This window comes from Streptomyces sp. NBC_00704, assembly GCF_036226605.1.
In the GTDB taxonomy this organism is placed as follows: Bacteria; Actinomycetota; Actinomycetes; order Streptomycetales; family Streptomycetaceae; genus Streptomyces.
The window spans coordinates 1519880-1534552 of the sequence record NZ_CP109000.1; the positions used below are offsets into that span (position 1 = coordinate 1519880).

A 14673-nucleotide genomic window follows, 5' to 3' on the forward strand; every position below is an offset into this window, starting at 1 on the left:
CTGCTCCGCGGCGACCCCTGCCCTGGCCGGCCGGGAGCAAACGCATCAGTGGCTCAGTTCACAGAAGGCGCGCCGGACGTTCACGTCTGCCACGGGAGTGAATACACGGCCGTCACGCGTGCGCGTGTGCGGCATGATGCGTGGCGTGACCGGACGACTGATGCTCCTCGACACCGCCTCGCTCTACTTCCGCGCCTACTTCGGCGTCCCGGACTCCGTGCGGGCGCCGGACGGCACTCCGGTGAACGCCGTGCGCGGGCTGCTGGACTTCATCGACCGGCTGGTGAAGGACCACCGGCCGGACGAGCTCGTCGCCTGCATGGACGCCGACTGGCGGCCCCAGTGGCGGGTGGACCTGATCCCCTCCTACAAGGCGCACCGCGTCGCCGAGGAGCGCGCGGGCGGACCGGACGAGGAGGAGGTGCCGGACGCGCTCTCGCCGCAGGTGCCGGTCATCGAGGCGGTCCTGGACGCGCTCGGCATCGCGCGCGTGGGCGTCGCGGGCTACGAGGCGGACGACGTGATCGGCACGTTCACCGGAATCGCCAAGGGCCCGGTGGACATCGTCACCGGAGACCGCGACCTGTACCAGCTGGTGGACGACGCGCGCGGGGTGCGCGTGCTGTACCCGCTCAAGGGCGTCGGCACGTTGCAGATCACGGACGAGGCGTGGCTGCGCGAGAAGTACGGCGTCGACGGTCCCGGGTACGCCGACCTGGCGCTGCTGCGCGGCGACCCGAGCGACGGACTGCCGGGCGTGCCGGGGATCGGGGAGAAGACCGCGGCGAAACTGCTGGCCGAGTTCGGCGACCTGGCCGGGATCATGGCGGCCGTCGACGACCGCGGGGCCAGGCTGACGCCGTCGCAGCGCAAGCGGCTGGACGAGGCCCGGCCGTACGTGGCGGTCGCGCCGAAGGTGGTCAAGGTCGCCGGCGACGTGCCCCTGCCGGAGGTGACGACCGCGCTGCCGCGCACGCCGCGGGACGGGGCGACACTGGAGGCGCTGGCGCAGCGCTGGGGGCTCGGTGGATCGTTGCAGCGGCTGCTGACGACCCTGGCGTCCTGAACGGGGGCGCACCCCGAAAGCGATGCTAACTTAGGTTAACCTAACTACATCGACATGGGAGGCCGTCATGGCAGAACGTCCGGCACGGAAGCCGCGCAAGCCTCACTCCGCGCAGGTCGTCCGCACCGAACGGCTGACCCCGCACATGCAGCGCGTCGTCCTCGGCGGCGAGGGCCTGGCCGGGTTCGCCGCGGACACGTGCACCGACCACTACGTGAAACTCCTCTTCGGCCCCGAGGGCGTCACCTATCCGGAGCCGTTCGACCTGGACCGGATCCGCGCCGAGTTCCCTCGCGAGCACTGGCCCGTGACCCGGACGTACACCGTGCGCCACTGGGACGCCGGACACCGTGAACTGACCCTGGACTTCGTGATCCACGGCGACGAGGGCCTGGCCGGACCGTGGGCGACGCGCGTGCGGCCCGGCGAGACGGTCCGCTTCATGGGCCCCGGCGGCGCCTACGCGCCCGACCCGGCCGCCGACTGGCATCTGCTGGCCGGCGACGAGAGCGCCCTGCCCGCCATCGCGGCCGCCCTGGAGTCGCTCCCCGCCGGCGCCCTCGCCCACGCCTTCATCGAGGTGGCGGGCCCGGAGGAGGAGCAGAAGATCGAGTCCGACGTGGAGGTCGTCTGGCTGCACCGCGGCGGGCGGCCGGCCGGCGAACGGCTCGTCGAGGCCGTGCGGGCGCTGCCCTTCCCGGAGGGCCGCCTGCACGCGTTCGTGCACGGCGAGGCCGCCTGCGTGAAGGAGCTGCGCAAGCTGCTGCGCGTCGAGCGGGCGGTCCCCCGCGAGGACCTGTCGATCTCCGGCTACTGGCGGCTCGGCCACGACGAGGACGGCTGGCAGGCCACCAAGCGCGAGTGGAACGCCCGCGTCGAGCAGGAACAGGAACCGGAGCAGGAGCAGGAGCAGGAGCGGCAGGGCGCGACGCCGACCGCGTGACCCCGGCGGACGGCGGCCCGCACCCGCAGCGGCGGGCCGCCCGCCGCGCCTGCCGAACCCCCGCGCCCGCCGGCGCGCACCCCGCCCACGACCGCCCCGGCCGCCGCACGGTACGCCGGCCCCCGGCCCCCCCCATGTCCCGGCCGAACGCCCTCGCCCTCCCCGAGGGCCGTCTCCCCAACGTCCCGCGTCCCGCGCACCGGTGACCCGCCCCGGCCGCGAGCCGAACGCCGAACGCCGGCAGGACGACCCACCCGTACCGGCCCCGCGCCGGCCCGCACGCACGCGCGCGCGTGCACCCGTGCGTGCGAGGCTCACCCGCTGCACGGCCGCTCGGCCGACCCGTCCGGTCGCCCCGCTCAGTCGCCCTGCACGCGCGCGTGGAGGTGCATGTCGTGCCAGCCGTCCGGATGGAGGCAGGCGCTGCGCCGGATGCCCTCGAACGTGAAACCGGCCTTGCCGGCGACCCGGCAGGAGGCCTCGTTGGCGGTGGCGTGATGCAGTTCGAGCCGGTGGAAGCCGACCTCGTCGAGGGCCCAGCGGGCCAGGGCGGCCGTGGCCCGGGGAGCGACCCCCCGGCCGCGCGCCGCTCTCGCGGTCCAGTACGCGACCTCCGCGACGCCCTCGTCGAGCAGGATGCTGCGCAGCGCCACCCGGCCCAGCAGCTCGCCGGCGCCGGCGTCGACGACGGCCCACTGGACGCTGCGCTCCTCCTCCCAGGCCGCACACCACTCCCTGATCCAGCCGGCCACCTCCTCCACGGAGTCGGCGGCCCGGACGTGCCACTGGTGCATCGCCGGGTCCTGGAAGGCGTCGTGGACGGCGGGGGCGTCGTCGGGCCGCCAGGGGCGCAGGAGGAGGCCGTCGCCGGTGGGGACCACGGGCTGCGGCACGCTCGAGAGGGTTCCGGCGGGAAGGACGGGGCCGACTGTGTAGGGCATGATCCGCATCCTGCCGACGGCTCACGAGGAGTCAACGGGTTTTCCCCCGCCGTACGCTGGACCCCGATGAGACGCCGCACGCCGCCCCCGCCCCCTCCCCTACCGCAACGCGACGGCGTCGACCCGGTGCGGGTGCGGCTGCCGGGCGAGGGCTCCTGGGCCACCGTGCGCGAGCACCTGGTCGAGCGGCTCGGCGCGGCGCGCGCCCCGGTCGTGGACGCGATGCTGGAGGCCGGGCAGGTCGTCGACGCCGACGGACGGGCGGTCACGGCGGAGACGGCGTACACGCCGGGGACGTTCGTCTGGTACCACCGCGAGCTGCCGCCCGAGACGCCCGTGCCGTTCCCGCTGGAGATCGTGTACCGCGACGAGCACCTGGTCGTCGCCGACAAGCCGCACTTCCTGGCGACCACCCCGCGCGGCAGCCATGTCGTCGAGACCGCGCTGGCCCGGCTGCGGCGCGAACTGGGCCTGCCCGCGCTGGGCGCCGCGCACCGGCTCGACCGGCTCACCGCCGGTCTGGTGCTGTTCGTCGTGCGTCCCGAGGACCGCGGCGCGTACCAGACGCTGTTCCGCGACCGCCGGGTGCGCAAGGTGTACGAGGCGGTCGCGCCGTACGATCCCGCGCTCGCCCTGCCGCGGACGGTGCGCAGCCGGATCGTCAAGGAGCGGGGCGTCCTGGCCGCCTACGAGGTGGCGGGCGAGCCCAACGCGGTGAGCCGCGTCGAGCTGGTGGAGCACGGGGCCCGCGGGCTCGGCCGGTACCGGCTGCTGCCCGCCACCGGCCAGACCCATCAGCTGCGCGTCCACATGAACGCGCTCGGCGTGCCGATCCTCGGCGATCCGCTGTACCCCGTGGTGGCCGGTCCCGGACCGGCCGGCGACTTCCGGCGGCCGCTGCAACTGCTGGCGCGGGAGCTGGAGTTCACCGATCCGGTCACGGGCAGGCGGCACCTGCTGCGCAGCGGGCGCGTCCTGGAGGCCTGGACCGCGTACGACCGTTGGGCCGCCGGCCCGCGGCCGCCGGACGCGCCGCGGCCGGGAGCGGCTCAGTAACCGCGCCACCAGGCCAGGAAGCGCCGCCAGGCGTTCGGCCGGCGGACCGGCCCGGCGGGGTGCGGGACGTCCGGTCCGGACGGTGACGCGGGCGCGGCGCCGGGCACGGGCGCGGACGTCGGCGCCGTCGGGATCGGCGCGTGGACGGGCGTCGGCGTCGCAGCGGCCGGCGGCTCGGCGGCCGCTGCCGGGGCGGACCGCACGGGCGCGGGCGCCGGAGGCGTCAGACGCTGCGGCGGGATCGGGGCGTGGCTCGGCTTGTGCTTGACGTCCTGCTGGTCCCTGGGCTCGAAGCGCACCGGCAGCGCGACGAGGTGCCGCGACGCGATCGACATCGTCCACCGCAACTCGTCCTCGGGGCAGTCGAGTTGCACGTCGGGGAGTCGCGTCAGCAGCGCGTCGACGCCGACGTCGGCGATCGCGCGGCCGATGTCCTGGCCGGGGCACTCGTGCGGACCGCTGCCGAAGGCGAGATGGGAGCGGTTGCCCTGCATGTGCGCGGACAGGTCGGGGCGCACCCGGGGGTCGACGTTGCCGGGCGCGGGCGCGAAGAAGAGGCCGTCGCCCCGGCGGATGCGCTGGCCGCCCAACTCGGTGTCCTGCTTGGCGAAGTAGCCGAAGATGGTGCTGAACGGGGGCTCGTCCCACAGGGACTGCTCGACGGCCTCGGCCACCGTCATCTGCCCGCCGTTGAGCCGGGCGAGGAAGCGCGGGTCGGTGAGGACCATGCGCAGGACGTTGGAGAGCAGGTTGACCGTGTTCTCGTAGGCGGCGAACAGGACCAGGCGCAGATGCTCCCTGACCTCGTCGTCGGTGAGCCCTGCCGGGTGGGTGATGAGGTGGCTGGTGAAGTCGTCCTCCGGCTCGGCGCGGCGGCGGGCGGTCAGCCGGGCCAGCGCCTCGACGACGTACTCGTGACTGGCGACGGCGGTCTCGCTGCCCTTGAGCGCGTCGCGGGCGGAGTGCACCATCGTGTCGTTGTACTCGTCCGGCATGCCGAGGATGTGGCACATCACGGCCATCGGCAGGTGCTCGGCGAAGTCGCGGACCAGGTCGGCGCGGCCCAGCTCGCAGAAGCGGTTGACCAGGCGCTGGGTGGAGCGGTTGATGTAGCGGCGCACACTGCGGTCGTCGATGGTCGCCATGGCCGCCGTGACCGCGCCCCGCAGCCGCTTGTGCTCCTCGCCCTCGGCGTGCGCGCAGATGGGCTGCCAGGCGATGTGCGGCATGAGCGGGTGGTCGGGCCGGACCCTGCCCTGGAGCAGTTGCGACCAGATGCGGCTGTCCTTGGTGAAGAGCGAGGGCGTGCGCGCCATGCGCAGGTTCTCGGCGTGGCCGAGGACCATCCACATCGGCAGGTCGTCGTGGAGCAGGACCGGCGCGACGGGGCCGTACTCCTCGCGCAGCCGCTCGTAGAGTTCGTTCAGGTCCTCCGCGCCGGGGCCGTAGAGGCGGGCCAGTCCGCCGGGGCCCCGGTGGTGGGCGGGGCAGCCGGACGGCGGGTCCAGGGCGAGGTCGTGCGGGCCGGTGGGGGTGGGGTGTTCGGGAGTCACAGGGGGTCGCTCCGAAACTGTGCCGGACCCGGTGTGGTGCCGGATCCGGTGCCGGTGGTCGGTGGGGCCGTGCGGGTCAGGTGAGGCTGCGGCTGAGGGCCAGGGAGTGCAGGAAGCGCATGAGGGTCATCAGGACGTCCCGGCTGGAGGCGCGCCGGCGGACGTCGCACTCCACGATGGGGATCTCGGGCGGCAGGTCGAGGGCGGCCCGCAGGTCCTCGACGGGGTAACGGGGCCCGTCGGGGAAGGTGTTGACGGCGACGACGAACGGCACCCCGCCCTCCTCCAGCCGGCCCATCACCTCGAAGCTGACCTCGATGCGGCGGGTGTCGACGAGGACGACCGCGCCGAGCGCGCCCTCGAACAGCCCGTTCCACAGGAACCAGAAGCGTTCCTGGCCGGGCGTGCCGAAGAGGTAGAGGACGACCTGCTCGGTGATGCGGATGCGGCCGAAGTCCATGGCCACGGTGGTGGCGGTCTTGGTCTCGGAGCCGTAGTCGTCGTCGACCCCGATGCCCGCCTGGGTCATGGTCTCCTCGGTGGTCAGCGGCCTGATCTCGCTGACGGAGCCGACCATGGTGGTCTTGCCGACGCCGAAGCCGCCCACGATGACGATCTTCGCCGCGGCCGTCGTGGTGTGCGGCAGGTGGTCCTCGGCCCGTGGGCCGGGGATCGTGTCAGAGCCGTTGAAGTCCATGCATCACCGCTTCGAGGAGGGAACGGTCGGGGAGCTGCTGCCGGACGATGGGGGCCCGCGCCTGGACGAGTTCGGCCGCCAGCATCTCGGTGAGCAGGACCGTCACCACGCTGAACGGCAGGCGCAGGTAGGCCGAGATCTCGGCCACGGACAGCGGGGCGGCGCACATCCGCAGCACCGCCGACTGTTCCGGCGGCGCCGACGAGGGCGCCTCGGCGCGCGCCACGATCAGGGTGACGAGGTCGACGGGCGCGCGTTCGCCGTCCGCGCCCGTGATGATGTACAGCCGCTCGGGGTTCTTGCCCTCCCCCTCGCCGCCGTCCTGGCCGTCGGCCGGGGGCGGCGCGGGCTGCGGGGCCGGTGGGGGCGGCGGGGACGACTGGGGCAGGGGTTGTCGCCGGCGGCGTTGCGGAGGGGTCATACGCTCTGCCCGTTGCGGCGGGGCGGGCTGGTCAGATGGGCGCCGATACGGACGACGAGGTCGCGCATCATGCCGCTCATCCGGCCGGCCTCGCAGCGCACGTCCGCGAGGACGGCGAGGTAGGCGTTGGCGCCGGCCGACATCATGTAGAAGTAGCCGCCGCTGAGGTCGATGACGACCATGTCCATCTCGCCGCTGCTGGAGTGGATCTCCTGGCCCACGGCGGCGGCCAGGCTCTGCAGGCCGGCGCAGGCGGCGGCGACGCGGTCGGCGGCGTCGGGGTCGCCCGCGTAGCGGGCGATGCGCAGTCCGTCGGCCGAGAGCACGACGATCATCTCGATGCCGGGAACCCCGTCATAGAGCTCCTTGAGCAGCCAGTCGAAGTTTTGCCGCTGCTGGATCACGTGAGGTCCCCTTCATCGTCGGCCTCGGTCTCGGCCTTGTCTTCGAGCAGGTGCAGGTATGCGGTGGGATTGCGGGTGAAGTCGGTGGGGTGCGCTCCGGGCGGGGCCGCCTTCACCAGGCCCTCCCAGAAGGCCTCGAAGGCCAGCCCCGGCTCGCGCCGCTTCTCCTCGGGCTGCGGCTCCGGCTCGGGCCGCGCGAACGGGTCGGGCTTGCCCTCGCGTGCGGCGTCCTGGGCGGCGTACGCCTCCCGGTAGCGCTGGGCGATGGAGATGGTGGTCTTGCTGCGGCGCTGCGGCAGGCCCTGCTCGGTCCACTCGGTGACCTCGGGCACCTCGTCGTCGGTCAGGGACACTCCGGCGGGGATGCGCGCGTTGGTGGGGCGGCGCTTCTTCGGCGGGCGCTTGGGGCCCTCGCCGATCTGGCTCAGGTCGATCTGCGGGACGGCGGTGGCGCCGATGCCGTGCGCGAAGCCGGGGGCGGGGTCGGAGGTCTGCATCTCGCTCGGCACGATGAGGACGGCACGGACGCCGCCGTAGGCCGAGGTGCGCAGGGAGACCTGGAGGTTGAACGACGTGCACAGTCGTCCGACGACCGCGAGGCCCAGGCGGGGGGTGCCGCCGACGTCCTGGATGTCGACGCCCGCCATGGCCTGCTCCAGCATGCGTTCGGCCTTGGCGCGGGCCTCCTCGCTGAGGCTGACGCCGGCGTCCTCGATCTCGACGGCGATGCCGGTCTGCACCTCGACGGCGTTGACGTGCACCTTGCTGTTCGGCGGCGAGTAGCGGGTGGCGTTGTCGAGGAGTTCGGCGAGCGCGTGGATGAGCGGCTCGACGGACAGGCCGCGGATGTTGACCTTGGCGATGGAGTCCAGCTGGATGCGCCGGTACTCCAGGATCCGGGACATGGCGCCGCGCAGCACGCTGTACAGCGGGACGGGCTGCGGCCAGTTGCGGCTGGGGCGGCCGCCGCCGAGGACGCCGATGGAGTCGGCGAGCCGGCCGATCAGCGCGGTGCCGTGGTCGATGCGCAGCAGGTCGTCGAAGACCTCGGGGTTGCGTCCGTGGTCCTCCTCCATCTCCCGCAGTTCCGCCGCCTGCTGGTGGACGATGGCCTGGACGCGGCGGGCGATGCTGACGAAGGAGCGCTGGGCGGAGTCGCGCAGGGACTCCTCGTGGTCGACGATGTCGAGGATGGTGCGGACCACGGCGCGCTGCGCGTCGTCGAGTGCGCGGAAGGCCGGGTCGCTCTGACTGAGGTCGCGCATCACCTCCCGGGGCGAGTTCCCGGCGCGCAGCCAGGCCACGGCGCTCGGCACGTGCTCCGTGGCGAGGCGGCGGTTCTCCTGCGCGTGGTCGGCGACGCGCCGTTCCAGGTGGGCGATGCGCTGGTCGGTCTGCGCGCGCAGTTCCCTCAGGCGCCGGCCGCGGCGCACCGACTCGGCTCCCACCGCGATCACCAGGAGCGTCGCGACGGCTCCGCAGACGCCGACGGCGAGCCGGGCATGCGTCGCCACCAGGGCGACGGCGGCTCCGGTCGCCGCGGCCATCAGTATCGCCGGCAGCAACAGCACGCGCGCGTAGGGAAGTTCTCGGCGACCGGGTGGGGACTGAACACTCACCATGTGGGCACCCTCTGTAGGGATCTGTCGGCATCTTCGGGATATTGGGGAACAAGCGCACGAATACGCCTCAACTCGGTGCGCCGCGGGCGAGCTTAGTCCGACAGGATCATCGCCGTGTCATATTCGGCAACCGCCTGAAACCGCTTCCGCACGTGGAGTAACCTCGCTCGTTTACACGCTCCGCGATGATTCGAACGCGCCAGGTGACGCCGCACGGGTGTGCGAATCAATTCACCGGAACGGATGAGGAGACCGCGGGCCGACGATGACCCGCCGTGGCCGGAACGCCTGAAGCCGGACGACCCGCAGGACCGCGTCGGCCACGGCATACGCCGGCACTCGGCCCAACCCACCACGATCGTCGTTGAGTTCGGCGCACGGCATGGAACCCGGCGAAAGGTTCGCTGCTCGCGTCGGGCAGCAGGTCCAGGCCGTCGAACACGTGGGAACCGCCGCACGACGGCTCCAGGTCGGCGCGACACGACTCCCGGAGCCGGGCCGCGGCAGGCCTCACGCCATCAGCGAGGAATTCACCCGCACGGGCGAGCGACCGAGGAGGGGACCCTCGACTCCGGTAGTGCGAAGGGCAGTTCCTCCTCGCCCGCCCCGTGGTGCCACTGAGCGGCCGGGAGGCCCGGCACACCCCACGCACTCGGCACCGCACTGGACAAGGGGCGCATGGCCGCCGTGTCGGCGAGCGCTCGGCGGCGGGCCCGTGTGGCGAAGAAGGTCGCGGAGGAGGTCGCGAAGGCGCGACCTGACCACAAGCGGTGGGCAACTTCCCAGCGGCAGCCGTCAGTTCCGAGCGCGGCGGGATTCCGCGGGCCGGGCACCGCGCGACACGTGGCCGGGCAGGTGCGCGGCCTGGCGGGCAGGTGAGTGCGCGGCCGGGCGGGTCCGCGCGGACGGCTTCCTCGACGTCATCGGCTCGAAGGGGCTCCGGCGGCAGCGTCACCCCGGGCGCCGAACGAGACGCCCCCGTCCCGGTGTCCTACTTCCCCGGCGGGTCGGGGACGCGGTCGCGCCCGTCGAGGCCGTATCTCGAGCGCGCCCCCTGCGAGCGACGGGGGCGCCCCCTCGGCGGGGAAGTCGTCGACGCAGCCGTGCTGCGCGTGTCCCCTCCGCCCTCCCCGCCGCCCGTCCCCGCCGTGCGTCCGCTCTCAGCCCACCGACGAGTAGGCGACGACGCCTCGGAGCAGCGCGTCGACCGCCTTGCGCGCGTTTTTCGCGACCGTGGTGCTCTCGGCCGGGGCCGCCGCCGCGATCTGCCCGAGGACGTCGATGACCTGCTTGCACCAGCGCACGAAGTCGCCGGCCGGCATCTCCGCCTCGCGCAGCACCTCGTCCAGTCCCTTGCCCGAGGCCCACATGTACGCGGACCAGGCGAAGCCCAGGTCGGGTTCGCGCTGTCCGACGCCCTCGGTCTGTCTGATGCGGAAGTCCTCCTCCAGCGCGTCCAGCCGGCCCCAGATCCGGACCATCTCGCCGAGCGCGGCCTTCGCCTTGCCCGAGGGCAGCTTGGGCGCCATCGCGTCGTCGCTCATCCGGGCCTCGTACACCAACGCCGAGACGCAGGCGGCGAGTTCGGCCGGGCTGAGCCCCTCCCAGACGCCCGCGCGCAGGCATTCGCTGGCGAGCAGGTCGAGTTCGCCGTAGAGGCGGGCGAGCCGCTTGCCGTGCTCGGTGACCTCGTTGCCGCGCAGGTAGTCCAGCTCGGTCAGCAGCGCCACGATCCGGTCGAAGGTGCGGGCGATGGTGTTGGTGCGCCCCTCGATGCGCCGCTCCAGCTGCGAGGTGTCGCGCAGCAGCCGGTGATAGCGCTCGGCCCAGCGGGCGTGGTCCTCGCGCTCCGAGCAGCCGTGGCACGGATGCGCCCGGATCTCGGTGCGCAGCCGGGCGATCTCCCGGTCGTCCGCGGCCTGGGAGCGCTGCTTGCGGGCCCGCTCCGGCGGGATGTGCCCGGCCTTGGTGCGCAGCGCCGAGGCGAGGTCGCGGCGGGACTGCGGCGAGCGGGCGTTGAACGTCTTGGGGATCCGCATCCGCTCCAGCGCCTCGACCGGCACCGGGAAGTCGATCGACGCCAGCCGCTTGACCTGCCGTTCCGCGGTCAGCACCAGCGGACGCGGCCCGTCGTGGTGGTCGAAGCCGCGGTGCCCGTTGGCCCGTCCGGCGGGCAGGCCCGGGTCGAGGACCAGCGCCAGGCCCGCGTACTTGCCGGTGGGCACGTGGATGACGTCGCCCGGCTTGAGCTTCTCCAGCGCCACGGCGGCCTCCGCGCGCCGCTGGGCCGCCCCCTGCTTGGCCAGTTCCGTCTCGCGGTCCTTCAGTTCGCGGCGCAGCCGCGCGTACTCCTCGAAGTCGCCGAGGTGGCAGGTCATGGAGGCCTTGTAGCCCTCCAGGCCCTCCTCGTTGCGCTGCACCTGGCGCGAGATCCCGACCACCGACCGGTCGGCCTGGAACTGGGCGAACGACGTCTCCAGCAGCTCGCGCGAGCGGTGCCGCCCGAACTGCTGGACGAGGTTGACCGCCATGTTGTACGACGGCTTGAAGCTGGAGCGCAGCGGGTACGTGCGGGTGCCCGCGAGTCCGGCGAGGTGGTCGGGGTTCATGGCGCGCTGCCACAGCACGACGGCGTGCCCCTCGACGTCGATGCCGCGCCGGCCCGCGCGCCCGGTGAGCTGGGTGTACTCGCCGGGGGTGATGTCGGCGTGCTGTTCGCCGTTCCACTTGACGAGCTTCTCCAGCACCACCGACCGGGCCGGCATGTTGATGCCGAGGGCGAGCGTCTCGGTCGCGAAGACGGCCTTGACCAGCCCGCGCACGAACAGCTCCTCGACGACCTCCTTGAACGTCGGCAGCATGCCCGCGTGGTGGGCGGCGATGCCGCGTTCCAGGCCCTCCAGCCACTCGTAGTAGCCGAGGACGTGCAGGTCCTCGCGGGGGATGGCCGCCGTGCGCTCCTCGACGAGCGCGCGGACCTCGGCCCGCGCCTCCTCGTCGTTGAGCCGCAGTCCGGCGTACAGGCACTGCTGGACGGCGGCCTCGCAGGCGGCGCGGCTGAAGATGAACGTGATGGCGGGCAGCAGCCCTTCGGCGTCGAGCCGCTCGATGACCTCGGGCCGCCCCGGCGTCCACACGCGCGAACGCTGTCTGCGTTCGCGCTCGCGGTCGGCCTCGCGCAGACTGCGCCCCCGCCTGCGGTCCTGGTAGGAGGGCCGGGAGGCCTCCATGCGGGCCAGGCGCGTGAGGTCGGGGTTGACGGCCCTGCGGTGGCCCTCGCCCTCCTCGAACAGGTCGTACATCCGCCGCCCGGCGAGCACGTGCTGGAACAGCGGCACGGGCCGGTGCTCGGAGACGATCACCTCGGTGTCGCCGCGCACGGTGTCCAGCCAGTCGCCGAACTCCTCGGCGTTGGACACGGTCGCGGACAGCGACACCAGGGTGACCGACTCGGGCAGGTGGATGATCACCTCTTCCCACACGGCGCCGCGGAAGCGGTCGGAGAGGTAGTGCACCTCGTCCATCACCACGTGGCCGAGGCCGAGGAGCGTCTGCGAACCGGCGTACAGCATGTTCCGCAGCACCTCGGTGGTCATCACGACCACCGGCGCCTCGGAGTTGACGCTGTTGTCGCCGGTGAGCAGACCCACCTTGTCGCTGCCGTAGCGGCGGCACAGATCGGAGTACTTCTGGTTCGACAGCGCCTTGATGGGCGTCGTGTAGAAGCACTTCTTGCCCTGCTGGAGGGCGAGATGGACGGCGAACTCGCCCACGATCGTCTTGCCCGAGCCGGTGGGGGCGGCCACCAGGACGCCCTTGCCCGCCTCCAGCGCCTGGCAGGCCTCGATCTGGAAGGGGTCGAGACCGAAGTCGTACATCTCGCGGAAGGACGCGAGTGCGGTGGCCTGCTCGACAGCGCGCTTACGTGCTGCCGCGTACCGCTCGGCCGGTGAGAGATCCTCTGTCATCGTGCTTTCGAGCGTACCGGGCCGCACTGACAACAGGACGATCATTATCCGGATCGGGTACGTCCAAACCTGGGTACGCCCAGCTCACGGGGGCACTCCCGCCCGGCTGCGGGGCCGGCCGGCCCGTCCCGGCTCAGGGTCCGACGACGCGCACCGCGCCGGGCACGCAGCGCGCGGTGAGCGGCAGGGCCGCCAGGCGCTCGCCGTCCGCGTACCCGGAGACGCCCTCGGCGGCGATCTCGACCCGGGCGGCCCGGTACACGGTGACCCGGGGGTGGTCGACGTGGGTGCCCCGGTAGACCTGCGGGAAGACCCGCAGCAGGGTGGCCCGGCCGCAGTCCCCGACGACGGTGACGTCGAACAGGCCGTCGGCGAGGTCGGCACCGGGGCAGATCCGCATGCCGCCGCCGTAGGAGGGGCCGTTGCCCACGGCGACGAGGGTCGCCTCGACCTCCCGCACCGCGCCGTCGTCGAGCGTGATCCGGTACGCGAACGGGCGGAAGGCGGCCAGCTCGGCGAGCATCGCGAGGTCGTACCGGGCGCGTCCGGCGGGCCACCGCATGCGGTTGCCGCGGTCGTTGACGCGGGAGTCGAAGCCGGAGGCGAGGACGGTGCCGAACCAGCGCTCGCCCACCCGGCCGAGGTCGACCTCGCGGATCCGGGACGCCTTCAGGGCGTCGGCGATCAGGTGGGCGGCGGCCGCCGGGTCGCGCACGGGCAGGCCGAGGGCGCGGGCGAAGTCGTTGCCGGTGCCGACGGCGACCAGCCCGAGGGGGGTGTCGGTGCCGGCCACGGCCTGGAGCGCGAGGTGGGCCAGCCCGTCCCCGCCGACGGCGATCAGGGCCCCGGTGCCGTCCGCGACGGCCGCGCGCGCCCGGGCCAGGGCGTCCCCCGCGTCCTGCCCGACGATCGTGCGCACACGGTAGCCGGCCGCCCGCAACGCGGAAGCGGCCGGCAGCGCCGCCCGGGCGCCCCGGCCGCGGCCCGCGGCGGGATTGACGAAGAGGGTGATCTCGCAGGTCACGAGGACGACCCTACGAGTTCGGCGACGTCTGTCAGGTCACGTCGTCATAACCGTTGACCCGGTCCGTGCTCGACTGCTCCGGCAGCGCCCGCGAGGCGGCCACCGTCTCGACCGCGCCGATGTCCTCGGGGGTGAGGTCCAGCTCGGACGCCTCGTCGTCGGCGGGTCCCATGGCCTCGCGCCGGCTCTTGCGCCTGTCGTTCATGAGGGAGAAACCCACCGCCAGGAAGTACAGCACGACGATCGGCGCCGCGAGCGACAGCATCGACACGGGGTCGACGGTGGGCGTGGCGAAGGCCGCGAAGATCGTGACCCCGAGGATCATGCCGCGCCACCAGCCGAGCATCCGACGGCCGCGGATGACTCCGGTGAGGTTGAGCATGACCAGCAGCAACGGCAGCTCGAAGGAGAGGCCGAACACGATCACCATGCGGGTCACGAGGTCGAGCAGATCGTCGAGCGGCAGCAGGTTGACGGCGTTGTCGGGGGTGAAGTCCAGCAGCACGTCGGCGGCCGTGGGCAGCACGTGGTAGGAGAACCAGGCGCCTGCCATGAACAGCGGGAAGCCGGCCGCGACGAAGGCCATGGCGTACTTCTTCTCGCTGCGGTGCAGCCCCGGAGCGACGAACGCCCACAGCTGGTACAGCCAGACCGGGCTCGCGCCCACCACACCGGCGGTGAGGGACACCTTGATCATCAACGTGAAGGGGCCCATGAGGCCCGACATGGTGATGTTGCCGCAGGCCCCGTCGCTCTGCTTGGCGAGCTCGGTGAAGGGCTTGGTGCATCCCACGGACTGCTGGATCGGGTCCGTGAGCAGGTTGATGATGTCCTGGTAGTACATCGCGCCGACGATCGCGCCGACCATGATCGCCAGCATCGCCTTCGCGAGCCGGTTGCGAAGCTCACGGAGGTGATCCGCGAGGGGCATCCGCCCCTCCGGGTCTTTCTCCTCTTTGCGGGCAGACTTCAGCAACC

The 14673-nt window shown here is 73.0% G+C and carries 12 protein-coding genes; 3 read left to right on the forward strand and 9 right to left on the reverse strand.

Annotated features, from left to right (window positions below; all coding sequences use genetic code 11):
- The first annotated feature begins 136 nt into the window (after nucleotides 1-136).
- Nucleotides 137-1066 (forward strand): 5'-3' exonuclease, encoded by a 930-nt coding sequence (locus OG802_RS06720; RefSeq protein ID WP_329416973.1) that lies wholly within the window; start codon nucleotides 137-139, stop codon nucleotides 1064-1066.
- A gap of 67 nt (nucleotides 1067-1133) precedes the next feature.
- Nucleotides 1134-2009, forward strand: a complete 876-nt coding sequence (locus tag OG802_RS06725; protein ID WP_329408131.1) for a siderophore-interacting protein — start codon at nucleotides 1134-1136, stop codon at nucleotides 2007-2009.
- A gap of 359 nt (nucleotides 2010-2368) precedes the next feature.
- On the opposite strand, the gene OG802_RS06730 is transcribed toward OG802_RS06725, so the two are convergent.
- On the reverse strand, nucleotides 2369-2950 hold the full coding sequence (locus OG802_RS06730; protein ID WP_329408133.1) for a GNAT family N-acetyltransferase: 582 nt from the start codon (nucleotides 2948-2950) through the stop codon (nucleotides 2369-2371).
- A 66-nt stretch (nucleotides 2951-3016) separates the two neighbouring features.
- On the opposite strand from OG802_RS06730, the gene OG802_RS06735 reads away from it, so the two are divergent.
- Nucleotides 3017-4006, forward strand: a complete 990-nt coding sequence (locus OG802_RS06735) for an RluA family pseudouridine synthase (RefSeq protein WP_329408135.1) — start codon at nucleotides 3017-3019, stop codon at nucleotides 4004-4006.
- On the opposite strand, the gene OG802_RS06740 is transcribed toward OG802_RS06735, so the two are convergent.
- The 8 genes from OG802_RS06740 to tatC form a co-directional block, all read right to left on the reverse strand.
- Nucleotides 4000-5559: a cytochrome P450 gene (locus OG802_RS06740; protein ID WP_329408137.1), complete on the reverse strand. Its 1560-nt coding sequence runs from the start codon at nucleotides 5557-5559 to the stop codon at nucleotides 4000-4002. The two genes, OG802_RS06735 and OG802_RS06740, sit on opposite strands and share 7 nt — an antisense overlap.
- A 76-nt stretch (nucleotides 5560-5635) precedes the next feature.
- Nucleotides 5636-6256, reverse strand: a complete 621-nt coding sequence (locus OG802_RS06745; protein ID WP_190148710.1) for a GTP-binding protein — start codon at nucleotides 6254-6256, stop codon at nucleotides 5636-5638.
- Complete coding sequence (locus OG802_RS06750; RefSeq protein WP_329408143.1) at nucleotides 6237-6677, reverse strand: DUF742 domain-containing protein; 441 nt, start codon at nucleotides 6675-6677, stop codon at nucleotides 6237-6239. Before OG802_RS06750 ends, OG802_RS06745 begins: the two co-directional genes overlap by 20 nt.
- Nucleotides 6674-7081, reverse strand: a complete 408-nt coding sequence (locus tag OG802_RS06755) for a roadblock/LC7 domain-containing protein (RefSeq protein WP_256909876.1) — start codon at nucleotides 7079-7081, stop codon at nucleotides 6674-6676. The genes OG802_RS06750 and OG802_RS06755 overlap by 4 nt, the downstream gene beginning before the upstream one ends.
- Nucleotides 7078-8652 (reverse strand): sensor histidine kinase, encoded by a 1575-nt coding sequence (locus OG802_RS06760; RefSeq protein ID WP_329408146.1) that lies wholly within the window; start codon nucleotides 8650-8652, stop codon nucleotides 7078-7080. The genes OG802_RS06755 and OG802_RS06760 overlap by 4 nt, the downstream gene beginning before the upstream one ends.
- A gap of 1211 nt (nucleotides 8653-9863) precedes the next feature.
- On the reverse strand, nucleotides 9864-12716 hold the full coding sequence (locus OG802_RS06765; protein WP_329408148.1) for a DEAD/DEAH box helicase: 2853 nt from the start codon (nucleotides 12714-12716) through the stop codon (nucleotides 9864-9866).
- A gap of 88 nt (nucleotides 12717-12804) precedes the next feature.
- Nucleotides 12805-13695 carry a diacylglycerol kinase gene (locus OG802_RS06770; protein ID WP_329408150.1) on the reverse strand — a complete coding sequence of 297 codons (891 nt, stop codon included), beginning with the start codon at nucleotides 13693-13695 and terminating at the stop codon, nucleotides 12805-12807.
- Between the two features lie 31 nt (nucleotides 13696-13726).
- A complete protein-coding gene (gene tatC / locus OG802_RS06775) occupies nucleotides 13727-14671 on the reverse strand; it encodes a twin-arginine translocase subunit TatC (RefSeq protein WP_329408152.1) in 945 nt (314 codons plus the stop codon).
- Nucleotides 14672-14673: the final 2 nt, after the last annotated feature.

Coding starts and splice junctions, on each gene's coding strand:
- OG802_RS06720 (WP_329416973.1), top strand. CDS start 137: ATGCGTGGCGTGACCGGACGACTGATGCTCCTCGACACCGCCTCGCTC.
- OG802_RS06725 (WP_329408131.1), top strand. CDS start 1,134: ATGGCAGAACGTCCGGCACGGAAGCCGCGCAAGCCTCACTCCGCGCAG.
- OG802_RS06730 (WP_329408133.1), bottom strand. CDS start 2,950: ATGCCCTACACAGTCGGCCCCGTCCTTCCCGCCGGAACCCTCTCGAGC.
- OG802_RS06735 (WP_329408135.1), top strand. CDS start 3,017: ATGAGACGCCGCACGCCGCCCCCGCCCCCTCCCCTACCGCAACGCGAC.
- OG802_RS06745 (WP_190148710.1), bottom strand. CDS start 6,256: ATGGACTTCAACGGCTCTGACACGATCCCCGGCCCACGGGCCGAGGAC.
- OG802_RS06750 (WP_329408143.1), bottom strand. CDS start 6,677: ATGACCCCTCCGCAACGCCGCCGGCGACAACCCCTGCCCCAGTCGTCC.
- OG802_RS06765 (WP_329408148.1), bottom strand. CDS start 12,716: ATGATCGTCCTGTTGTCAGTGCGGCCCGGTACGCTCGAAAGCACGATG.